Annotated in this window: 26 protein-coding genes and 1 pseudogene; 26 read left to right on the top strand and 1 reads right to left on the bottom strand. The window is 32.2% G+C overall.

Going from position 1 to position 23,822, the window contains the following annotated elements:
• Positions 1-165 precede the first annotated feature (165 nt).
• The 7 genes and pseudogenes from FH508_RS15220 (at position 166) to FH508_RS15190 (ending at position 4,455) form a co-directional block, all read left to right on the top strand.
• Positions 166-372, top strand: a complete 207-nt coding sequence (locus FH508_RS15220; protein ID WP_228134091.1) for a hypothetical protein — start codon at positions 166-168, stop codon at positions 370-372.
• Between the two features lie 15 nt (positions 373-387).
• A pseudogene (locus tag FH508_RS24140) lies at positions 388-501 on the top strand (hypothetical protein); the annotation flags it as partial.
• A gap of 15 nt (positions 502-516) precedes the next feature.
• Entirely contained in the window at positions 517-1,356 is an 840-nt protein-coding gene (locus tag FH508_RS15215; protein WP_228134090.1) for an RHS repeat-associated core domain-containing protein, read from the top strand.
• A 2-nt stretch (positions 1,357-1,358) separates the two neighbouring features.
• Positions 1,359-1,904: an imm11 family protein gene (locus tag FH508_RS15210; RefSeq protein WP_173479107.1), complete on the top strand. Its 546-nt coding sequence runs from the start codon at positions 1,359-1,361 to the stop codon at positions 1,902-1,904.
• Between the two features lie 547 nt (positions 1,905-2,451).
• Entirely contained in the window at positions 2,452-3,303 is an 852-nt protein-coding gene (locus FH508_RS24050; protein WP_305068692.1) for an RHS repeat-associated core domain-containing protein, read from the top strand.
• Positions 3,304-3,317: 14 nt separating this feature from the next.
• A complete protein-coding gene (locus FH508_RS15195; RefSeq protein WP_173479106.1) occupies positions 3,318-3,875 on the top strand; it encodes an imm11 family protein in 558 nt (185 codons plus the stop codon).
• Positions 3,876-3,921: 46 nt separating this feature from the next.
• Positions 3,922-4,455: a hypothetical protein gene (locus FH508_RS15190; protein ID WP_173479105.1), complete on the top strand. Its 534-nt coding sequence runs from the start codon at positions 3,922-3,924 to the stop codon at positions 4,453-4,455.
• A gap of 432 nt (positions 4,456-4,887) precedes the next feature.
• Here the strand turns inward: FH508_RS15190 and FH508_RS15185 are convergent, their stop codons facing one another.
• A complete protein-coding gene (locus FH508_RS15185; protein WP_173479104.1) occupies positions 4,888-5,364 on the bottom strand; it encodes a hypothetical protein in 477 nt (158 codons plus the stop codon).
• Positions 5,365-5,699: 335 nt separating this feature from the next.
• On the opposite strand from FH508_RS15185, the gene FH508_RS15180 reads away from it, so the two are divergent.
• The 19 genes from FH508_RS15180 (at position 5,700) to FH508_RS15090 (ending at position 23,782) form a co-directional block, all read left to right on the top strand.
• On the top strand, positions 5,700-6,350 hold the full coding sequence (locus tag FH508_RS15180; protein WP_173479103.1) for a hypothetical protein: 651 nt from the start codon (positions 5,700-5,702) through the stop codon (positions 6,348-6,350).
• Positions 6,351-6,398: 48 nt separating this feature from the next.
• A complete protein-coding gene (locus FH508_RS15175; RefSeq protein WP_173479102.1) occupies positions 6,399-7,070 on the top strand; it encodes a hypothetical protein in 672 nt (223 codons plus the stop codon).
• A gap of 242 nt (positions 7,071-7,312) precedes the next feature.
• Positions 7,313-7,960, top strand: a complete 648-nt coding sequence (locus tag FH508_RS15170) for an SMI1/KNR4 family protein (protein ID WP_173479101.1) — start codon at positions 7,313-7,315, stop codon at positions 7,958-7,960.
• 709 nt (positions 7,961-8,669) lie between these two features.
• Complete coding sequence (locus FH508_RS15165) at positions 8,670-9,230, top strand: SMI1/KNR4 family protein (protein ID WP_173479100.1); 561 nt, start codon at positions 8,670-8,672, stop codon at positions 9,228-9,230.
• An 18-nt stretch (positions 9,231-9,248) separates the two neighbouring features.
• On the top strand, positions 9,249-9,641 hold the full coding sequence (locus tag FH508_RS15160) for a hypothetical protein (RefSeq protein ID WP_217270311.1): 393 nt from the start codon (positions 9,249-9,251) through the stop codon (positions 9,639-9,641).
• 203 nt (positions 9,642-9,844) lie between these two features.
• Positions 9,845-10,471 carry an Imm43 family immunity protein gene (locus FH508_RS15155; RefSeq protein WP_173479099.1) on the top strand — a complete coding sequence of 209 codons (627 nt, stop codon included), beginning with the start codon at positions 9,845-9,847 and terminating at the stop codon, positions 10,469-10,471.
• 50 nt (positions 10,472-10,521) lie between these two features.
• Positions 10,522-11,151, top strand: coding sequence for a hypothetical protein (locus FH508_RS15150; RefSeq protein ID WP_173479098.1), 630 nt, complete (start codon positions 10,522-10,524; stop codon positions 11,149-11,151).
• A gap of 14 nt (positions 11,152-11,165) precedes the next feature.
• A complete protein-coding gene (locus FH508_RS15145) occupies positions 11,166-11,381 on the top strand; it encodes a bacteriocin immunity protein (RefSeq protein WP_173479097.1) in 216 nt (71 codons plus the stop codon).
• 119 nt (positions 11,382-11,500) lie between these two features.
• Positions 11,501-12,106, top strand: a complete 606-nt coding sequence (locus FH508_RS15140; protein ID WP_217270310.1) for a hypothetical protein — start codon at positions 11,501-11,503, stop codon at positions 12,104-12,106.
• Between the two features lie 138 nt (positions 12,107-12,244).
• The gene (locus FH508_RS15135) at positions 12,245-12,928 is read left to right on the top strand and encodes an Imm43 family immunity protein (RefSeq protein WP_173479096.1); all 684 of its coding nucleotides are present in this window, start codon (positions 12,245-12,247) and stop codon (positions 12,926-12,928) included.
• Positions 12,929-13,067: 139 nt separating this feature from the next.
• Complete coding sequence (locus FH508_RS15130) at positions 13,068-13,649, top strand: imm11 family protein (RefSeq protein WP_173479095.1); 582 nt, start codon at positions 13,068-13,070, stop codon at positions 13,647-13,649.
• A gap of 131 nt (positions 13,650-13,780) precedes the next feature.
• Positions 13,781-14,107, top strand: coding sequence for a DUF5713 family protein (locus FH508_RS15125; protein WP_228134089.1), 327 nt, complete (start codon positions 13,781-13,783; stop codon positions 14,105-14,107).
• A 72-nt stretch (positions 14,108-14,179) separates the two neighbouring features.
• Complete coding sequence (locus FH508_RS15120) at positions 14,180-14,770, top strand: hypothetical protein (protein ID WP_173479094.1); 591 nt, start codon at positions 14,180-14,182, stop codon at positions 14,768-14,770.
• A gap of 99 nt (positions 14,771-14,869) precedes the next feature.
• Positions 14,870-15,430 (top strand): DUF4303 domain-containing protein, encoded by a 561-nt coding sequence (locus tag FH508_RS15115; protein WP_173479093.1) that lies wholly within the window; start codon positions 14,870-14,872, stop codon positions 15,428-15,430.
• A 117-nt stretch (positions 15,431-15,547) separates the two neighbouring features.
• On the top strand, positions 15,548-15,967 hold the full coding sequence (locus tag FH508_RS15110; RefSeq protein ID WP_173479092.1) for an SMI1/KNR4 family protein: 420 nt from the start codon (positions 15,548-15,550) through the stop codon (positions 15,965-15,967).
• 325 nt (positions 15,968-16,292) lie between these two features.
• Entirely contained in the window at positions 16,293-19,169 is a 2,877-nt protein-coding gene (locus FH508_RS15105) for a hypothetical protein (RefSeq protein ID WP_173479091.1), read from the top strand.
• A gap of 191 nt (positions 19,170-19,360) precedes the next feature.
• Positions 19,361-20,683 (top strand): hypothetical protein, encoded by a 1,323-nt coding sequence (locus FH508_RS15100; protein WP_228134088.1) that lies wholly within the window; start codon positions 19,361-19,363, stop codon positions 20,681-20,683.
• Positions 20,684-21,116: 433 nt separating this feature from the next.
• Positions 21,117-22,346, top strand: coding sequence for an MFS transporter (locus FH508_RS15095; protein WP_173479090.1), 1,230 nt, complete (start codon positions 21,117-21,119; stop codon positions 22,344-22,346).
• 20 nt (positions 22,347-22,366) lie between these two features.
• Positions 22,367-23,782, top strand: coding sequence for a M20 family metallopeptidase (locus FH508_RS15090; RefSeq protein ID WP_173479089.1), 1,416 nt, complete (start codon positions 22,367-22,369; stop codon positions 23,780-23,782).
• The last annotated feature ends 40 nt before the right edge of the window (positions 23,783-23,822 follow it).

The following is a 23,822-nucleotide window of genomic DNA, read 5'->3' as shown; positions in this document are numbered from 1 at the left end:
AGTACATAAATGGTAAAACGAGATTCTAGGTAGACACCTTCAAGTAAGTAGTCAAAAGCGAGACGAGAAGACGTACCTACAATTGGGACGTCAATCACCAGTTACGCAGTATGGTCAACGAGTTAACGGGTGTAATCTTATGGTTACGACGAATTTAGTAACCTTGTGTGGGCCAATCAAGATAGTCGTCAATTTGATTTCTTATACCGCAGTGTCGATGATGTCGGCAATCTATATGAAACAAAAGACAAAAAAGACCGCATCTATGGCGCAGGCAGTAGATTACTAGAAACAAAAGATGCCAAATTCTCCTATGACGAAGAAGGAAATCTCGTAGAGAAAGTCGAACGTAATGGAGATAAATGGAAGTGAGAGTATTATGGCAATGGCATGATGGCCAAGGTCATAAAGCCAGATAATACTGAGGTTTCTTTCAAGTATGACGCACTAGGTAGGCGAATAGAAAAGTGTTCGGGAGTTAGAGCTACCCATTTTGTATGAGATGGCAATACGATTTTGCATGAGTATTTCTCGCAGGATAATTCAGTAGAGAATGCCTCGCAGACAGAAGCCGAAATCGCAGATAATCTAGTGACATGGGTATTCAATGATGGCTTTGTCCCTTCAGCTAAGATAACGAGTGAAGGCAACTACAGCATTATTAGTGATTATCTAGGAACACCTGTCGAAGCCTATGATAAACAAGGTCATAAGGTTTGGTCGGCTGAGCTTGATATGTATGGACGAGTGAACGAGTTTACGGTTGAGAAAGATTTTATTCCGTTTAGGTATCAAGGGCAGTATGATGATATTGAAATAGGCTTGTATTATAACCGATTCCGATACTACGACCCAGAGCAAGGGAATTATACGCAGGTTGACCCGATTGGGCTTGCGGGTGGGAATCCTACGCTTTATGGGTATGTAAGTAATCCGAATGTTTGGATAGATATTCTTGGGCTGTCTTGTACAAAAGAGCTTAAGAAAAATATGAATAGAGCTAACAAAGAACTAGCTAAATCAGAAGGATATATGAAAAGGGCCTGGTATAAAGAGAAAGGTTCAGCTGCACATCATATTGTAGCTGGAGATGATGCAAGGGCACAACCTGCAAGGGATATCTTATCTCATTATAAAATCGATGTAAATTCAGCTGACAATGGTATTTATTTGAAACACATTGATCCTAATAGTAAACAACCTGGCGCATATCATAGGGTGATTCATACAAATAAATATTATGAAGATGTAAACAAACGAATAATCAGTGCTAGTAAAGCGGGAGGAAAATCCGCCGTTGAAAAAGAGTTAGAGCAAATTAGAAATGAATTATTATTTGACAAGAAGGTGTATTAATATTGAATATTTATGAAATTAAAAGTGACCATGATGTTTTTAAATTTTTTGTATTTAAACCAGGAAGTACTTCTAACTATTTAAATTTTGAAGGTCAAAAATTAGGAGATAGTTGGGTTCCTTTAGAGTTAGAAATTTTTGAAGAGAAGGGGAAGAAAAAAGATAAACGATTTGAAGATTTTGATGCTTCTTGCTATTATGATGGTATCTTAATCGTGAATAATAACCTAAAAGTGATATTTGAGAATAATTTTAATAAAAAAATAGAAGTTTTGCCAGTTAATACAGATACAGGACAATATTATTATATAAATGTGATGAATAAAATTAAATCTATTAAAAATGTAGATAAAATGTCTTTAGATGAAATAATGGAAATGGTAAGAAATAACACTTATATATTCGATATCCACATCGTAAAAAATCAAGATATATTTAGAGATACTAAAATGTCAGCAAGTTATTTTGTTACAGAATCTTTTATAAATCTAATGAATAATAATCAAATCAAAGGATTACGTTATGAGAAAGTTGGACATGCAGAATAGTATAAATTGCATTGTTTTTTAATTATGAAACGAAAAAGTATGTAAAATAAAGGGTGTTACTTAATTTTCTATACTCCCTGGTCAATAAGTTTAACAAAAACTATGCACTGAAGAACTATACAATGCAATCAAATTAATTACTATTGTAATTGATGAGATGACAGTAGTTGGAAATCTATAGCAAGAGGATTACATCTGATGGTTAAAACATAATACACGAAAGATAGTATCGACCTGAATGGGGTTAGTAACAAAGGATGCTACCATATTGGCATCTACACTCACGTCAACTGCATATGATCTTTAATGATGAGAAGTGATTTTTAAAATTGATAAGTGGCAATAAATCCTTAAAATAAGGGTCTATTGCCACTTATTTTTAAGCTTGTAATTAAGAAACAAGTATTTACAAAATGTTTCTGTTATAAGATTTAACTTATAAACAAAGACAAGAAGATCTTTCAATTATGACGCACAAAGTAGGTGGAAAGAGAAGTGTTCTAGTGAAAAAACAATGAGATCATGTAGGATGGGAATACTATCCTACATGAATGGGTTGAATGTAGCTATTACTAGTAAACATACATCTTTAAGCACAGATAATAGTAATAATAGTCTTATAACTTGGATTTTCAATGAAGGTACATTTGTTCCTTCTGCAAAAATTACAAGTGAAGGGATTTATAGTATTATTAGTGATTATCTAGGTACACCTTCTGAAGCCTACGATTCTGACGGTAATAAGGTTTGGTCCAATGAGTTAGATATTTATGGTCAATCAAAAGAGTTTACCTGTGACAAGGATTTTATACCATTCCGATATCAAGGGCAATACGACGATGAAGAAACTGGCCTTTACTACAACAGATTTAGATATTACTTACCAATTGAGAGTATGTATACGCAAAAGGATCCAATTTGGCTTAATGGTGGTTTTGTCTTATATGGATATGTACAAGATACAAATAACTCAATAGATATTTTTGGTCTTTCTTGTACTAAAGAGTTAAGAAAAAATATGAACAAAGCTAATCGTGAGTTAAGAAAGAATGAAGGGTACATGAAACGTGCTTGGTATAAATATAAAGGTTCCGCAGCTCATCATATTGTAGCGGGGGATCATTCAAATCCAGATGCTCAAAGAGCTAGTGATATCTTGGAAAGCCTTAAGATTAATGTAAATAGTGCAGATAATGGGATTTATTTAAAACATGTGGATCCAAATAGTATACAACCTGGTGCTTATCATAGAATAATCCATACTAATGATTATTTTAGAAATGTTGCTGATAGGTTGGAAGCAGCTGAACGTTTTGGTGGAGCAAAGGCGAGAGAAGCAGTATTAGCTGAACTGGAGAATATTAGGACTGATTTATTATTTAAAGTCAAAATTTGGTGAAGGGAGTTTTGTTAATGAATGTATATAGATTTGTAAATGATGATGATTTTAAAGATTTAACCTTTTTGGATAAGGATTATGTTCGTCGATTTTCAACTTTTACAGGACAAAAGATTACTCTAGATTGGAATGAAGAGATATTTGGTATTTTAGAAGATAAACTTAATAGAGGGAAATTGTTAGATTTTGATTCACGTTGTTATGGATCTACATTAATAGTAAAAAAGAAATTTGAAAAGCTTTTTATTGATGAATTTTCCGAAATTATAGAAACCTTCTCGATAAAAATCCAAGGTATTTCAGAGGAATATATATATATATATATATATATAAATGTAACAAATGTTGTAACAGCAATTAATTTTGATGGATTAGATATGCAAGAATCTCTTGCAATGTTGCGAGGTGAAAACATCAGATTTAATATAGAAAAAATAGAAAATGAAACTATATTTAGAGATACTAGAATTAATAACTTTTATTTCTGTACACAAAATTTTAAAGATTTTATTAGGAAAAATAGCATTAATGGATTACGTTTTATGAAAGTAGGGACAGGAGAAGATGTATAGTCTCTTTACATCTTTTTTAAATAAGTTATAGATGGGTGGATTTTAATTGTTTGCTCAATGTATTCCTTTTGATGATAATGTGAGAGGTAGAATAGGTGGTAATCCTCCAAAATTGATTGAAGAACAAATACCAGATGATTACAGGTTTTATGCAACTCTAGTTCATTCAGAAAAGGAGGATGTTATGCTTTCTATTATTATCCATAAAGATTTTGATACTTTATTGGAAAATAATATTTATCCTTCAATAGAAGTAAGGGTTATAGAGCATAAATACTCCGAAATTGGAAGCAATCCTGATAAAAGTATTTTAGATTTAGGGATGAACTCAATCAGCGATTATTCGGAAAACCAAGGGAATAATTTTTTGTTTATTAAAGTTTTTGGTGAACCACGTCTTATTCAACCTAAAAGTTATTATTTTGAAGAGTTAGGAAATAAAAATTATTCCTTTTTTCTGCAAATAGAAGAGGAAGGCTATATTGATAATATGGATTATGTGTTTATGTACGGTGCATTATATTTATATAAACATAATGAAACAGGACAGGTCATTGCTGGTTTCTGGCAATGCTCTTAAACAACCTATCTTATATGAAAACGAAGAAAATTAATAACCTACTTTGACAAAAAAAACTTAAAATTTTAAAATTTTAATATAGGAGGTTGTTACAAATGAAGAAAAAAATAAATTTTATTATGGCTTTCTTTTTAATAGCAATGGTCTCACTATATTTTTTTAATGAATACAAGACAAAAAATCTTGTACAAGATTTTTTCGATACAGATTCTTTAGCAGAAGAAACCCATGATATTAGTATAATAGATACTGAGCGCAACGTTAAAACTATCAAGAAAGATAGTACGGTATTCACAAATTTCATAAATTCACTTGAACAACTAGAAATAAAACGAACTAGCTCAAATTTTACTTACACAGGGTTCTCTCTGATTATTTATCACAACAACGATTTGCATGTTATTTATCTCAGTGAAAACGGACTATTAACTTTTAATCACAACAATTATGAAATACAAAATAAACAGGCATTTGACAAATTCTTTGAAATAGTGAAAAGCACCCAATAAAGGGTGCTTTTTTTACAAAGGAATAGAACCACCACTTGATGTAATAACTAAATTCAATAGAAACATAAGTTTTATTATCAATGAAAATTCGTAATAGTTTAGTTATTTGATCATAGCCTTCTTCTGCTACTCGTAAGACTTCATTTTTTTCCCACTCATTCGCACTTGTTAATGCAGATACAAGAAGGGATGGAATAGCTGTATAAGCTGATTTATTAAAAACCTTTTCTAAAGCAGCAGTAGCTAGTCCACCTAGGAATGTTGTTGTTGCTGCCGATGAAACCTTACCGTTCCAATAATTGATGAATGCCTCTTGAGCTCGATGCATATCAGTAACATTTGCTCGAGAAATAGAAGTAGTTACATTGTACTCATAACGTGAATATTTAGCTGTTGCCATAATTAACTTCCTCCATTTTAATAATAGATTTTGTTTTGTTAGCACTAACACTCTATAAAGGGAAATTTTTATTAGATTTACAACTTCTTTTTTTAAAAAATTTATGTATAAGCTCATACATTTTGACTTTATATAACAATAGAATTTATGTATTAGTAACGAGAACAAACTCTTGATAAGAATTTTAAATGCATCAACTTTAGAAAATAACTGAAATGAAGTACTAGAATTTCCTTTAGCAATTGCTGATAAATAAGTGTTAGATTTAAAGCAGGTTCTTTCTGCCAGGATGCAATCCAAATAAAGAAATAGCATTAAAGTGAGGGAGGTAAATAATGGATATATGTAATAATAAAGAAATCGAATTGAAGAGATCAGAGCTATCGAAACACTTTACAGATTATTCAAATGATATTTATCAACATTATCTTAAGTTAAAGAGCACGATTACTAATTGGTCGTATTCTTTAGGTGTTACTGAAGATTTAATGCCATATGAGGAATTAATCCCTTCAGTTATTTCTACGAAAAAAGGGAAGCCTCTCCCAAAACCTAGTAGGGCTAACTTTGAGTCGAAAAATTTAGTTACCTATGGCATGGATCTTGAAGGTAATGTTCTTTTAGAGAGTAGAAAATATAATAAAGATATCGCGAAATTTGGAGAAAACATTAGATATGTAGATTTTATAAACGGCGAAAAAGTAATTGTTAATGCGCATATTTATGAGTCTAATCCTTCTAGCTCTAGATTAACTTCTCTTTGCCATGTTTTTGAGAAAAAAGGGTTAGTGTACTATGTTTCTATTACACCACCCCATAACTGGTATGTTAGAGTGGATTACATGCAAGATAATAAAATCGAAAAAATATCAACATACGCTACAAGTTGGTATAAACAAATGGATTACAGCCTTTATTATGATGACAGCTCCATGTTATCAAAAATAATGATTGATGAGCATTTACATTGGGAAAATCGAAAATAAGTCCTAATAGTTTGCGAGACTAACTACGGTTCCACTTGGAGGAAATAAATGATTTTAAATTTTAAGTCGACACCTTTAATCACTAGAACAGGAAGAAACATTGAGGCATATGAAATCCATAGTCATTTTCAAACTATCATACCTTCAAGAATGATTGAGTTTTGGAAATCGTATAGTGAAGTTTCATTTGAAAACGGAGTAAATATTTATGGCCTTGATATCGCAATTGAAAGAAATAGGTTGTATGAAGTAAGTACTTATGCACCAGAATATATTTTAATAGGGGATGATGGAGGGGGGCAAGGATTGTTTATAAAGAAGAATGGCGACTTAAACGTTTACTATCAAGATTTGGGGGCTTTGTCATTGACATTTTATTCTTTAAATATTGATTTTTTAAGTTGGCTAGAAAATGATCCTGTAATAGATGAAGATAATTGGACTTCAGACGAACTTGATTTGATAGATAAGGTAAAAGTTTATGTTGTCAGAAAACCAATTGAAGCAAATAAATTTATGATGGAAATAAGAAAACTTTTTAATTTGAAACTTTCGATTCGCGATATGAGAGAAAAATTGAATAGTTTACCTTATTTGATGATCCAAGATATCACACTTATGAAGTATGGCCAAACAATTGAGGGTTTAAATCAAAAATACAATTGTTTAGAGGTTCGCAATTCAAAGAATGTTATTTTAATTAGTCCAGAAATAAATTAGCAAGTAAAGATTGAGTTAATATCGAGCAATGTATAAAGTGAAATGATATTAATTTTATGGTAAAATTAGGATGAAATTTCAGGGCATATGTAAAGAAAACGCTAAATAACGCTTTCATTACATATGTTTTTATTTATTAAAAAGGCTTTTGTAATGGGCTTGGAAAGTATTAAAGCGTGTTATGCTCATAGATCGCGTCAAATGAGGCAGCTAATCAAAAAAACGAGGAGATAGAATTATTTATGAAACAACTAGAAAATTCAGTATTAAAATTCATACAGGCAATGGATGAATATCCAAAAGAAGAAGCTCCAGTTAACAAAAATGGTGGAGTACGATATAGGACAAAATTAGCAAATCTTCATGTCGATGAAAAAATCTCTCTTTCTCCGGAATTAATATTCTTTTATCAACATTGTGAAATAATTTGTAAAATCCGTCCTGATGGCTATCAATTAGATTGTACAGATATTGATTTAGGGAATAGCCTACTTTATTTGTATCCAGCAGATAAATTGGTTCGAAGGCAAGAAGGATTTCGATGGATTGGAACCGAAAAAAGAGATAATCCGAATTGGGATCCCAATTGGCTGGTAGTTGCTGATAAGGATGATGATCCAATTGTAGTAGTCATAAACCAAGAAAATTCACCTGTTTTTGCAAGTTATGAAACAAGTCCTTTATTTCCAATTGCAGATTCTTTTTCGGCCTTTCTAGATGCACTTGCGGTGACATTAGAAATAATACATAAAAAATTCAAAGGAGAAATAATGGATGAAGAAACTTTCGATATCTACGATGATTTTATTGATATGTTAAAGTCATCTTTGAGTAGTATTTTGAAAAAAGAGGAATACGCTGATAATTTTATTGATTACTTATATGGTTAATAAATTATAAATAAATTGTCTAATCCATTTTGATAGAAGAAACTAACCAAAATTAATGCACATGTAAGAAGGTTTTTTACATGTGCTTAATATTTATAGTCATTCAGTTAAGTGATGTACTCGGTTCCTAATTTTAAAAGTGTCCGATTTTTAATGCCAAAACACATGTAGTGATTTCATTACATGTGTTTTTTTATTAAAAATAAAAACTGCATGTGGTAAAACTTTTTACATGAGAAACAAAAGGAAATTTATACAAAAATCATGTTTATAAGGAGGGCAGCAGGTTACTTAAGTATTATTTTTTCTAAATTATGTTGAATAATAGGAGGGAAAATAATATGGTTAAAAGAAATAATGGTAATAAGTGTAATTTTGTGTATTTGGTTTAGTAATTACAACATACATGTCTGTCCAGATACAACATCCTGATTGAGGATTATTAGAAACAAAAACTATTGGGATATATAGGCTCATCAAAGTATTCCATAAATCAAAAATTGGATTCGAAAAAATACATAAGCATTCCAAAAAGTGTAGTGAGGTTGATTATAAAGTCCATTGTTTGATACATACGGACAACCTAAAAAGTGAGTTATAAAAAGGCATTGGTATCCAAATTTTCTTGTTGTGCCGACAAGGATGAAGTCCCAATTGTAAGTGTAACAAACAAAGAGAATAGCATTGTTAATAAAGGAAGTGAATTATTTTGAATAATACGTTATTAAATATTGAGGAAATAAGGATAATTTTAGATAGAGATTTTATTCCTTTAGAGTCCTTTGTTACAGGGTTAAGATTAAAGAAACAAGTTGAAATGGAAACAAATGTTGAGCAGATAGAGCGGAGACTTAAGGTGAAACTCCCTGTTGATTTTGTTAATTTAATTTTAAATTACGATTTTGGGGATTTTAGTATTTTAGGTGTACATTTTGGTAGTAATACAAATTATATAGATAAGCTAATAAGTTACCATGAACATTTATCTAATGAAGAAATAAAGAATTTTTCCAATCAATTTATAACTATAGCTATGGGAGATTACTTTACATTTATTATGGATGTTAATTGTGGGAGTATTTACGTTTATGGCTCAGAGACATCATTTAATAAAAAAATAAAAGTGGCTGAAACTTTCACAAAACTAATTCAAACATTAGGAACAGCGTATTTTCATAGTTCTCAAAACACCCAAACTGAGTTTTTAGATATTGTAATAAAGAAATTTGACGAAGAATGCATAAACTTTTGGAAAGAAATCATTAATTAAACACTATGTTAAGCAGTTGTGGCAGTAACTAAAAGTAGAGATTTTTTTCATATTCCACTACTAGAAGATGAGGATGGTTGTACATATACAACATCTATTGGAGCAAAAGATAGAAGGATAGACTATTCCGAGGAATTCGAGAATTTTCTTCTATTTCATATCCCTTTTGCAGATAATGATTTTTGGATTGATATTCAAACAGGTGAAACCAAATATATAGATTATGAAGAAAGTTACGATCCTGATGATGATGCAATTTTTGTAAATGATGAAGAAATGAAAACATTATGCAAGTACCTTCCTATTGCGAAATCGAAAGTGAATTTTGCCCCAATTGAGCAACGAATTATAGAAAACGTGAAAAAAATTATGTGTATCTTGAAAATCCAGGTGAAAATAAAGCAAAAGTAATTCTAGCATTAAAAAAAGAAACAGGACTTTCATTTGAGGAAATACGAAACCGATTAGATAGTAATAAGTTTCTAATAGCTGAGCGGTATGGTGAAAATACTAAAGTTTTAGCTGATTATTTTATTTCTGTGGGGGCGATTGTAAAAATAGAACAAAAGTAAAATATATTAGCACATTCAACTTTAAACGATTGGGGTAACATTATGAAATACTTTATGTTAGTCAATGATAGAGATATTTCTCCCATTTATTTAGATGGGGTTTTGCACGAAAGCTTTACTGAAGATAAATATGCAGAAGGAATGAACTATGAATGGAATCGACCATTTATTGAACAAGTGAAGTTTCCAAAAGATCTTTGGTTAATAACGAGAAGCAAAGTTCAATTTGATTATTATGAAAATTTCTTCGGTCATATAATTTCTGGGGAGTTTTTATCTTCAATGGAACAAGTGAATGCATTACAGGATTATGTTATAGCTAATTTGGAAGTGGTGAGTACTAAAGGTAAACCAAAAGTAAATGGTTTATTTTTCTTTATAAAATGTATTAGACGACAATCATTAGTAGATTATGAAAGCTCTAAGTTTCTTACAAGAAAAGTGCCAAGCAATGCAAAATTAAAAGTTGATGGAAGTTTTGTTGATAAGTATATAAATTTGGTGTTAAAAGACACTGATTGTGATGTATTTCAATTAAATGATTTAAAACTGGGAAGATACTTGTTTTGTTCGCAAAGATTTAAATCATTGTGTGAAGAGGATGCTATTAAAGGTATTCAATTTATAGATTTAGAGTCAGTGCCTAACTATCTACAATCTATAGTGTAAGTAAGGAAAATATTCTATTAACGACATCATTTGTAAGGGGGAAATACCCATTGAAAAATAAAAATGAAATATTAATAGAACGAAAAGAAAGTATTATATATCAGTTAGACAGGAATTTGGATTTTGGTAATGGATGGATTGGTGGAAATGCGCCAGCTTTTTTTGATGATAAAAGTGACCTACTTAGTAAAAGTGGAAAGGATTATCAATTCTATCTGTGCTTTGTAAATCCTCTAGATAAAAATAACATGATATCTATCTTTATACCAAGTGAATATGAAAATCGTGTTTCAAACAATATTTATCCAAACTGTTCATTGTATATGTTTGAGCATCCGATTTCGAAAGAAAGTTTGGATTCAACTTATACTGAAGTTGGAATAGTTAAACACTATATTTCAGAAGGAATCATGGTTAGTGAAGAACAAGCATTTGAAACACCTTTTTTTATTAAATTTGGAGGTAAACCCTTTCATATCCAAGAGGAGAAGTACTATTACACAGAATTAAGAAAAGATGGATATAGTTTTTTCTGTCAAATTGACGAGGATGGTTATCCAGGTGGATTATTCCATTCAAGCACAAGCTTACCGTTTGGCTTTGGGGCTGTATATTTGTATGCAAACATAATAGAGGATTCTATTAAAAATCCCATAGTAGGATACTGGCAATATTCTTAGGGAAGGTGTTAATAATGGCAGAGAGAAGTTTAAATAGAAAAGAGCTCATAGAATTGGTAACTAAGATAATGAATGCTGAAGGTAAGAATGAAGAGGAAAATAATCAGTTATTAGTAAGGCTTCTTGATAACGTACTGGATCCAGAAGTAGCTAATTACATTTTCTACGATGATTTACTCCCAGAAGAAGTAGTTGATAAAGTATTGAGTTATAAGCCCATTCAATTATAAGGCTATTCATTGAAATGTCAGGATTTTTTTTTAGAAGAAAATCCTAAAATGTGATTCGTGCAATTTAAAAGGAAGTGACTTTACTAAATATTCTTATCAAATAGTAGAAAGAGGAAGATATGGTGGAAAAAATTTTGGATACTGCAAGTTACGGAATTTGTTTATTTTCCTTAGACGTATTAGGAGATTTTTTGAAAAAAGAAAAAGTGAGGTCGAAAAAACTTTTAAAAAATTTTCAGGATAATCATAAACGTTATTTAACTTCCCTAGCAGAAGGGATTTGGATTCCTGTCTTACCAATAGATTCTATTGAATACGTAATCAAAGTTGAAAATTTTAATCAGTCGTTTGACAATGAATGGGATGAAAAACTAGTCCATCATAGCTTCAATATTGAAATTAAAGATTCTTTATGGATTGTTGATATTGGTTCGTTTTATACATTCGATAATAATAAATATTTAGATCAAGATAAAGTATCATATCAAACGTTAGATGGAGAGACATTGTATTCTGGATTTAAATATAAAGTTTCTTCTGGGAAATATTTAGTATCCATAAAGGGCTATGCACGTAAGAAAAGATTAGAATATCCTCATCCGAATTTTGGGTATTTATTTACACTTGTTAAAGTAAGTTTAATGATCCACGTGAAGATGAAATATATAACTTTAATGTGGCGAATATGGATTAATTCTTGCAAAAAACCTATTTTAGCATTTTAAAAGCATAGCAGCAAGAATCCTAATAATTGGAGATTTTTGCGACACATTTCTGTAGAATATTTATTCATGTTTTCAATGTTATGGGCAGGTTAAATTGGCAAAATATTATTCAATACGTTAGAGATAGGGGTAAATATTTTGAATAATTTTATGATTTTAAATGACAAACTTACGTCACCTACTTTCTTAGATGGGGTAATACATGAACATTTTGATGAAACAAAGTATTACGAAGGAATGGGTTATAATTGGAATCGTCATTTTTTTAACAAAGATGAATTTCCTAAAGAGTTGTGGCTGATAACAACAAGTAAAATTGAATTTGACTATTATGAAAGTTTTTTAGGTCATATTGTTGAAGAACAGTTCTTAAATCTAATGGTTGAGTCGAAATCGCAACAAGAGTACGTCTTAGCAAAACTAAATATAGTTAACACCAAGGGAAAGGCAAAAGTAAAGAAAAACAAAAACTATTATTTTATTAAATATTACGATGGTATTTCATTAGTGGATTATGAGAGATCGGAGTTTATCTCTAGAGATGTACCTAAAAATAAAATTTTTAAATCGGAAGGTTCCTTTGTTGAAAAATATCAGAAAATAGTTTTCAAAAATACTGATTTTGATGTCTTTCGTTTAAAAGATCTAAGATTAAGTTCATACATATTTTGTTCAGAAAAATTTAAGCAACAATGCATTGCACTAAAATTAAAAGGTTTGAAATTTATTGAATTAAATGACGTGGCAAAACATATTAACGCTCATTTGGCAACAAATATAGAAAAAAGAGAACGGGTGATAATTGGAACTCCTCTGAGTTAGAAATGTTCAGAGAGAAAGGAAAGAAGGAGGAATTTGATGCACCTTGTTATACGTGGTGTTCTAGAAAAAGTACAAGGTGGGAATACGTTACAATCTAAACTGACAGGACAAGACTACATTGTTAAGGGGGGGTTACAAGATGAGTTATTTTAGATTATTGACATCGTATGAACGAGATGTATATTTCTTTTTTTCTGATGAAAATCCATACAATCGATTTGATTTGGAAAAAGGTATGTCTTATGCTCAGAATGAAAAATTACGTTACGTGGTCGATAGGTTTGATTCTTATTTAGATAAGTATGATATTTTACCAACAGTGGGTGGCAAGTTAGTAAGCGCAAAGCTAAAAAAGCTAATAGAAAGCTTAGGTTCAGATTGTGAGTTTATTCCTGCAATTATCAAATCTACAGAAACGGGAGAAATAAACGATTCCTTTTTTGTTATGAATGTATTAAATGTAATTCCTTGTTTAGACTATAAAAAGTCAGATTACGAACCATTAGTTAAATCTATACCTAATGGGCCAATTAGTTTAAATTATATTGCTCTTATTCCAGAATCCCTAAATAGCTATCATGTCGTAAGAATGAAAGAATCAAAAGAAGAGATAGTAGTAGATAGAGTTTTCGTGGATGCGTGCAAAAAAGAAAAAATTAAAGGTGTCTTGTTAGTTAAAGAAGGAAATGTACGTAGTCCAGAATTTGTTGAACTTAGATAACAATGAGGCTGATGTGTATAAATCTTCATATGGAACACATTACTTCAGTAAATTGTAGTAAATTTGATTTTTTTTCATACTTAAAAGAGTAGCATCAAACTTTCATAATCAAAATCAAAGGAGGAACCATTGTGAAAAAACTTGATTCGGAATTCAAATATTTATCGGATATGTACGAAGATTCTTATTATCCATCGTTTTTAGTAGATAAAATTAAATCAAACATTATTAAAGTAGTTCATTTTATTGAAGATGGCAATCATTCGGTTGAGGAGGTTCAGGAAAAGTTAGATGAAATGACTGTAGCAATCAATGAACTACAGGATGAGTTTTATCAAAATGATAGTGAAATTGAAACTGTTGCACGAGATTCTATCGCAATAACCGTAGAAGAAATTTTACAATATTTTGAGGTTGATATAGATATTGAAGAAGCTTTAAGAGAAAGAGATTGGTGAAAAACTTATAAATTCCATTGTTAGAAATAATTTGATCAACCGATATACTTGTAGGTATATGAAGGGGGTGCTATGTTGGATAACATTTTAACTGTCTCAAGTTATGGTATTTGTTTATTTTCTTTAGATATATTAAAAGACTTTTTAATCAAAGAAAAAGTTAGGTCAAAAAGGATATTAAAGAATTTTCAAGATAATCATAATCGATATTTAAATGCACTTACTGAGGGTGTTTGGACCCCTTTTGTCCTAATTAATTCTATAAAATATGTTATCAAACTTGGTAACTATAAAGAGTCGTTTGGCGATGAATGGGAAGAAAAATTTGTTTATCATGGCTTCAATATTGAAGTAAAGGATTCATTATGGATTGGTAGTATAGGTTTATTTTATGATTTCGACATTAACAAATTTTTAGGGAATGATGACGTTTCATATCAAACGTTAGATGGAATAACCTTATATTCTGGTTTTAAATATGAGGTTCCCACTGGTAAATACTTAGTGTCTATAAAGGGCTATGCACGTAGAAAGAAATTAGATTATCCTAATGCAAATTTTGGTTATTTATTTACTCTTGATAAAGTGAATGATTTTGAAGGTTTTAATGATCCGCGTGAAGATGGAAAATATAACTTTAATGTGGCGAATATGCATGTTTAAGGGTAGCACCTCTATCTCGGGTGTATTTAAACCTTAGCTTTATAGCAACGAGTCATAAAAACTGAGTATTTATCCAGATATAGGGGTGAACCATAGTTTATGAAAGAATTTTTTGATGCGTTTGGAAAAAGATTGGTCAAGGCAGTCAGAAACGACTTTAAAAAATTGTCAAAAAATATTGGGGACGAGAGAATATATGCTGTTTGTTTGGTAACTGACAGTAATGCTATGACACTATTTTTAGCGATAAATACATATGAAAAGGTTGAAACAAAATATCAAAAATACCTGCAGGGAAAGTCAGTGCAGTTAAAAGACGAAATTTTATACAAAACTGTTAAATGGATTCCTGCTGAATGGGAATATGATGATAGTGATCTTGAGCAGAGCGAGATAGAATTAGTTTCAGACTATTTGGCTGAGAAAAGAGAGGCTATTGAAGAAAGTAACTTTATGCAGTTTGAAGAGAAACTTTATGAAACAATGACTGAAACATTACTTACATTACAAGATGAAAGATGGTTTTGTTCCAAACATGACGACATAACAGTGTTTATTTCTATTTCTGATGATGACAGAGCAGAAATGGTTGAGAATTATTCTGCTGGTTTGTTGAACTCAGAAAATATAAAAAATAAATTTGTGAGTAGATGGAATTGAAGGAGAAATGGAAAAGTTAATTTCCACTGTTTCGTAAATCTAGAGCTTCAATGATAATTATGACTGAAATTTTTGATAAGGATAAAATAATTTTTTCTTTGAAAGAAGGAATAATCAATGAAATTTTCTTTTATTAAAAATAATACTAACCTTCAGTTTACCCCAATAAATAGTGGTGAAGTTGAACAAGTGGAAGAGGACCTAGACATTGCATTTCCAAATGAACTAAAGGTTTTTTTGAAGGAGATTGGTTATGGTTCATTTATAGGTGAAGAAGAACTAGACGAAAATTGTATATTAAGTCCATCTTTGATTAGAGATTTTCGTTTAAGAAAAGGCTATTTTGAGACTTATCCAAATTACGATGAAAAAAATAAATTAATCTTCTTTATTGGATGGGAATCAGTGCCTTTTTCAATTGAATTAACAGAAGAAGAACATAGTCCTATTTATAATAACCAAAAACAGGTTGCAAATTCTCTTGAAGAATTTCTATTGAATATTAGTGAAGTTCCCGAATACTACCAGCCTGATTAGTATATAGGTTTCTACATCATTAAATTTTTTTAAGTAAATAAGAAAACTTAAAGGAAATTAATCCACTTTGTACATTTTAATGTTTTTGACTGAAGAGGGGCTCCTACTAAACAGATTGCATAATATCTTCGTTTAGTAGGGGGTCCCTCTAACTAATGCTAAAGAATTTGTTGAAAAGCGAACCTAGTGAATGAAATATCAATATATTACTATTTAGTAATGTTTAATAAGGAGTATTTACACCTTTTAGAAATATTCAATAAAACGAAAGAAATTATTGAAATATGACCGATATACATAATAGATGTATGAAGGAGGTATAAAATTGAATAAAAAATTATTTATCACAGTAGCAGCTATTCCTGCAGTTCTTATTGTCCCAACAATTGCGGGAGCGGCGGAATCAGAAGTGACAGTGACAGGTCAAAATATGGTGAATGAAGTTTTAAAAGCTTCAATAGAAAATTTACCAGCCAATACAATTGTTAAAGGTTACCAATGGTATTATGTTGAAAAGACTTCGGGCGAAAATGGAACGACAAATGTTACGAATAAACCGATTTCTGGTGCAACTACTTCATCATTCACAGTACCAGTAGATGCTGCAGGGAAAACAATTTTTGTAGAAGCAATCACAACGACAGATAATAGATATAAAAGTGCAACACGAACTATAAATACACTACAACTTGCGATTACAAAACCAGAATTCTTAATTGCTTCAAAATATATCGTACCTGGCGAAGAAGTAAAAGTGACAGTCGATGTTACTGATAGTGCAGGAGCAAAATTACAAAGTAGTCAAATTACATATAGCTACCAATGGTTTTATAAAGTTGGTGATTCTTTCACAATTATTGATGGAGCAACTAGCGGTACATATACAGTTCCAAAAAATGCATTAGAAGAAAATATAAAAGATATTATGGTTAGGGTAAAAGCAAAAGTTGGTCCTGCAATTGTAGAATCAGATTTTTCTGATGAGATTACTGTATCCAATGAACCAACTAACACAATGATTAATGAGATTAAAACGTTGCTTAAAAATGACCATCAATATAATATCTCAAGTCTAGCTTCATTTAAAGCGGATGTTACAGCGTTAGAGGCGAAGTACCAGGCCTTAACAGCACCTGCAAAGGCCAATGTGACAAATTATGATGTTTTAAAGCGAGCTATAGCTGATATAGAGACATTGAGTAAGTTAAATGAGAAAGTAGATAAAGTGAGTGAGGTTGAAGAAAAGAACCTATCACAATATTTAAAAGAAATTGAAGAGGCTTATGATAAGTTGGATTTATTACAACGCAGCTTAGATATCAATGATGCTTTATATAATAGTATTAAAACTATATTGAAAAATCCAACTGATATCGATGAATTTAAGGAAGTTAGACGATTAAATCAGGAAATTGTGGCATTATTAGCATATGAAAATTCCCTTGTGAAATATGTACCAACTAACATTAAAGCATTACAAACAGCAGTGGAAGCAATAGAAAAAGATATAGCCAAATTATCTCAAAATTATCGTTCAGCTGTTCAAAATCAAACCATTTTAAGTGATGCGAAGCAGGATATTAAAAAGGTTGAGCAATTTATTAAACTATTTGATAAGCTGTCACCCAATAATACACCTAGCAAGCAAGTGACGACAGCAAAATCAATACGTACAGCTTATGAAAAGCTAACATATAAACAATTACAGTTAGTACCAGCCAATTATGTCACGACATTACTTGAAGCGGAAAACGCAGAAGACAGTCAAATTGATAGATTAAATGCAGAAATCGACACCTACGTTGGTGATGCAGAAGACATGTACCCAATCGATCCGTCCGTACATTCTTGGCAAAGTCATGTTACGAATGTAAACCGAATTATTAATGAATATAAAGGGCTAACGAAAACTTCTGCTGCAAAAATTATTGGTTATGACCGCATTGTTACGTTGCAGAAGGATTTAAAAACAGCTGAAAAAGTAATAAAAGAAATGGATGCTTATAAAAAGCTTTCCGAAGTTTCTGGTGTTGCCGAAAACAAGCTTAATTCAAGCTATACTAGTACGTTGAAAGCTTATAATAAGTTAACTAGCTTGCAACAATCACTCGTTTATAGTGCAGATGATTTTTTATTAAATTCGCCTAATGTTACGGTTGATGGAAATGGTAAGGTGCCTGCTGATAAGGATGCTGCAGAAGCTTTAAAAGCAAACGTTGCAAAGCTTGCTGACGTTACAAGCTTTACATTTGCCCAATTTGAATCGGCTGTCAATGCAGCGACAGTGACATATAAGAGTCTATCTTCGCCAGCACGAAAGTATGTCACAAACTATTATTTATTAACTGCTGCTAGCAAAGATCTTTCTGGAGTTAAGTCATTCCATAAAAAAGTTCAAACAGCACGAGAAGAAACAGATGTTACAAAACAAGCAAAAAAAATTCAAACCGTACAAACTGCTTACGCTAAACTCCCTGCCAATCAGCAGCATTTAGCGAAACAGCAATACGAAGATTTACTTAACAATCGCTTAGTGGATGGTAATGCACCAGACATAGTTGCTTTGAATAATACAATTGCGACTATTATCTCAAATGATATGTATACCGTTACAAAAGAGAAAATAATGGAGCTTTCCGCACAATATAATAAGTTAAGCGCTAATGATAAAAAACGTATTACGAATGCTTCTATTTTAACTGCGGCAGTTTCTGACGTGAAAAAGGTTGATACCTTCCTAAAGCAGTATGAAAAATCATTTATTAGTAATCCAACAACAGTGATTAAAGCTTTTGCAAAGCTATCTTCCAAACAAATGAGTTTAGTTAGCTCAGAGATCCGACAAGCTATTATTGAGAAGGAACAAGGACAGCAGCAATCGAATGAAATTGCTTTGAAATTAATTGAATCCATTAATTCGTTGCTTATTCAAGGCGAATATATTGATGATTTAGAAACGAAAGTAAAAGAAATTCGTGCAACATATGACGCTCTAGGTACTTCTGAAAAAAGTATTGTGAAAAATTATTCAAAACTGACACAAGCAGAGAGTGACTTGAAAAAAGTTGCAGATGTTCATGCGCTCTATGTACCTGCTACAGAAGGCAACGAAGCGGCTCGTAAAGCATGGCAAAATGCCTATGCCAAGCTTTCAAAGAAATTAGAAATCCTTTATAATAAAATGTATACAACTGATAAATAATAACAATGTCCCCGAATAATTTTCTATTATTCGGGGTTTTCGTATAGTTGAAAATCTGCTGAATAAATGAAAAATATCGCTTTCATTTGTCCAGACAATCTAATTTTCGCTATACTATTTACAGTTAATTGATTAAAAAAGTGAGAATTCCTTAAAAAACAGTGCAGTTTGATAATAGAAGGTAGGAAGTTATGATGTATAAAATAGGTGTTGTTGGACCGATTAAATCTGTTGAAAAAATCATCGAAATGGCACAGGAAATAGAACAGGATATGGAGTTTATTCCATATATTTATGGCGTTGCTTCAGAAACAAGGCACATTGTGGAGACGCATAATCAAGATGTTGATTTTTGGCTATTTTCAGGATACATACCTTATACAATTGCGAATCAGTCAAGTATTTCAAAGGATAAGCTTGCGCATATTATTTTTTCTGAGGCAGCCATCTATAAAGGCTTTTTAGAGCAAACTTATAAAATGAAGAAATTTATTGAGCGTGTAAGTATAGATATTATCCCTTCCCCTGCACAAATGGCATCAGAAGGATTAGCAGAAATTGAAAAAAGCGTGAAGAAAATGTATGTAAAAGAATTTGATGTCGCCATTGATCCAAAGGAATTATTTAATTTCCATTATGAGCTTTGGAAGGATGGTAAAGTTGATTTTGTCATTACGTGTTATCCATCGGTAGATGAGCAATTAAAAAAAATGGGTGTTCCTTCGCATTGGGTTTCGCCAACAAAGACCGAGATTTATCATACAGTACAGTTATTCACTGAAAAAATCAAAACGTCGTATTATAAAGAAACGCAAATTGGTGCAGTGATGCTCGAAATTAAAGACTTCGATTCATTGAAGGAACGAATGAAACAAGGGTATCGTATACAGTATCTAGAATTACGGATGAAGGAAAATTTTCTGCAATTATGTGAACAAATTGATGGCTCCTTAATTGAAGAAGGGAATGGAAGGTATACGATTTTTAGTACGAGGGGTGCAATTGAAGGGCACATACAATTCATCACTGAAAAAATGTATCAATTATCTATTGAATTGGATGCCAAGGTTACAGCGGGCATAGGTTTTGCGCAAACTGTCTTTAATGCGGAATTAAATGCACACCGCGCTGTCCGACAGACGAAAGTCAATGATTCCATCGATGTTGTGATGATTCAAGAAGATGGTACTATTATCGAATCTGTCGGAAATACAGAACAGCTCACTTATTCTTATCGAGCCGATGATCCTGAAATACTCGAAAAATTAAAAAGAGGTGGAGTCGGTATTAAAACCTATACAAAAATATTGGCTCTCGTCCAGAAAATGCGATGGAAGCATTTCACAACAAAAGATTTAGCTACCCAGCTTCAAATGAGTGAACGAAATGCACAGCGTATCGTTGCTGATTTATGTAATGTCGGTTTAGCAAAAATGTGCGGTGAGGAATTACAGCATACACGTGGTAGACCAATTAAAATCTATCAGCTTGTGTTGCAACATTCGACTAATTAAAATGAACAATGTCCCAAACCAATTATTGGTTTTTGGGGCATTTTTTATTTTGTGAGTAGAAAATAGAAGCGTAATTACCATTAAAAAATTTCAACTAGTTTTATAAACAGGGATTAATCTAAAAATGCAGGAACATCAACGATTTTTTTGTTTCGACCAACATATTTGGAAGCTATTTCCCCTCGACTATCTATTAAAAATTTTCAAAAAAATATTGTCATATTTAAATAATTTGATTATTATACGAATATATAACGAAATTGTCGTTATATAAAGGGGATATTTATTTACTAGATAGGGAGAGGTGGAAAAGTAGTGATAGTTGTAAAAAATGGTAGTATGGGAAATTTTAAAAAATTACTCACCTTTGCCTATACTATCAATTGCAGCATTATTGGTGATAGACGTTTCATGAAACATGGGAGGGATATGGATGACAGCAAATGAAATGACAAAAAAATCTAGAAATATAATTCTTGCACTATTATTTTTAGGATGGTCGTTAGGGAATTTAGATCGTTACATTATGAACTATGCAGTTGTAGCAATTACAGGAGATTTAAGCTTAGATGCGTCTTCTACAGGTATTATTTTAAGCGCTTTCTTTCTAGGCTATGCCATTATGCAAATTCCTGGTGGATGGTTAGCAGATAAATTTGGAGCGAAACGAATTTTATTAATAGCAGTTATTATGTGGTCCATCTTTACGGGCTTAACTGCGGTAGCGTGGTCTTTAGCAGCAATGATTGTCATTCGTTTTTTATTCGGAATTGGTGAAGGTGGGTTCCAGCCTTCTAGCTCAAAAATTATTGCAACCGTTTTCCCTAAAGAAGAAAGAGGAAGAGCAATGTCGATTATGCTTACCTCTGGAGGAATTGTATCGCTAATCGTTCCTCTACTTTCGGCTTATTTATTAGGAACGATTGGCTGGCGTATGATGTTCATTATTATCGGGTTAATAGGCGCAATTATCGCCATTTTGTACTGGAAATATATTAAACTTCCACAAGAGCAAACCGAATCAACAGGTAATGTTGGTGAAGGAAAAGTCACTACTAAAGTTAGCTTCAAGGAGCTATTTAAGACGCCACTTATGTGGAATTTAATTATCGCTTATTTTTGTATTTATGCAGTGAACTGGGGATTAGTATCATGGATTCCAACGTATCTACAAAAAAATCGTGGTCTTGATTTAATGTCAATCGGCTGGGCACAAACAATACCAGCAATTACAACAATTATTGGTGTTTATGGTAGTGGTTATATTATTGATAAGCTACCACGCGGGATGGACAAAATTTTAGGTGCAATTTCTTGTGCAGTGATTGGGATTTTATTGTATTTAATGTTTACAGCAGAATCTGTGACATTATTTATCGGTTATCAAACAGTTGTTTCGATCTTTATTGCATTTGTTATTACATTACTACCTGCCATTGTCTTAAAAAAGTTACCATCATCTATTACAGGTTCAGCAATGGGGATTGCCAATACTGGCGGTCAATTAGCAGGGTTTGTAACACCAATGGCTATCGGCTTTATGGTCGATGCGTTTGATGGTTCTTTTGACGCAGCCTTTTGGATGCTAATAGCATTTGCGGGTATTTGTATTATTTCATTACTAACATTAAATGATCAAAAAGGAAAACTATTAAATTTATAAACGTCATTGGAGGAGAAAATATGAGTATTTATGAAAAAATATCTTCGTTAATTGAAGCAAAAAGTGAAGCAAGTGTAGCATTAAGTAATACAATTTGGGCGGTGCCTGAACTGCACTTTCAAGAGAAAAAATCGGTTCAGTATATGAAAGCAGCATTAGAAAAAGAGGGCTTTGCGACAGAAGTTGGCGTTGCTGGGCTTGAAACGGCACTCGTAGGAACATTCGGTTCTGGAAAGCCTGTTATTGCTTTTTTAGGTGAGTATGATGCACTTCCTGGCTTGAGTCAAAAGGGTGGTGCTACCCATTATGAACCATTAGAGAATGGAGGAAGTGGTCATGGTTGTGGACATAACTTATTAGGAACAGGCGCATTTGCTGCTGCTGTTGCGGTGAAGGATTACTTAGAACAACATAATCAGTCGGCGACGATTCGATTCTATGGTTGTCCAGCTGAGGAAAATGGTTCAGGGAAAGCTTATATGGCGAAGGCGGGTATTTTTGATGATGTCGATATTGCAATATCTTGGCACCCAGGCACATTTACATCGGTCATGACTTGTAGCTCTCTAGCAAACTATGCAGTAACTTTTAAGTTTACTGGGAAGAGTGCACATGCTGCCGCTGCACCACATCTTGGCAGAAGTGCGTTAGATGCTGTTGAGCTCATGAATGTTGGGGTAAACTATTTACGCGAACACATTATTCCAGAGGCGCGCTTGCATTATGCGGTTACAGATTCGGGCGGAACATCTCCGAATGTTGTCCAACCATATGCGGAAGTAACTTACTTAGTAAGAGCACCTAAAAAACAACAAGTACAAGAGATATATCAACGTGTTGAAAATATTGCGAAAGGTGCAACGTTGATGACGGGAACTTCGGTGGAGATTGCCTTTGAGGGAGCTGCATCCAATCTTATTCCAAACAAAACACTGTATGACGCAATGCAAAAACAAATACTTGAAATTGGGATGCCAACTTATACAATAGAAGATGAGCAGCATGCACAAGCTATTTTTAATACGTTTAGCCCTGAAATTCAAGCTTCCTCTTTCGTTGGTCTAAAAAAAGAGGATGCGATGCAATTAAAAGATAAAGTAATTGCTGATCACATTCCAAGTGTGCTGCCTGAATTTATTATGGGCGGATCAACAGATGTAGGAGATGTTAGCTGGATTGTTCCAACTGTTCAATGTACAACTGTTTGTATGGCACTCGGTACACCGCTTCATACTTGGCAGGTTGTATCACAGGGCGTCATGCCGATTGCACACAAAGGAATGCTACAGGCTGCCAACATTATGGCTTGCATGGCAGTTGAATTAATAAATAATCCTACGCTTATTGCAGAAGCTAAAAAAGAATGGAAGGAACGTCTAGATGGGGAAACTTATGTGTCATTAATCCCAGAAGGAACAATGCCTCCAAAGCGTTAAATGAAAAAGGAGTCTTCGTAGATGAACTATGAGGGCTCTA

This window comes from Lysinibacillus sp. CD3-6, from assembly GCF_006351725.2.
Taxonomy (GTDB): domain Bacteria; phylum Bacillota; class Bacilli; order Bacillales_A; family Planococcaceae; genus Lysinibacillus.
Note: the sequence above shows the minus strand (reverse complement) of the source record. Positions and strands in the feature narration are given on the sequence as shown.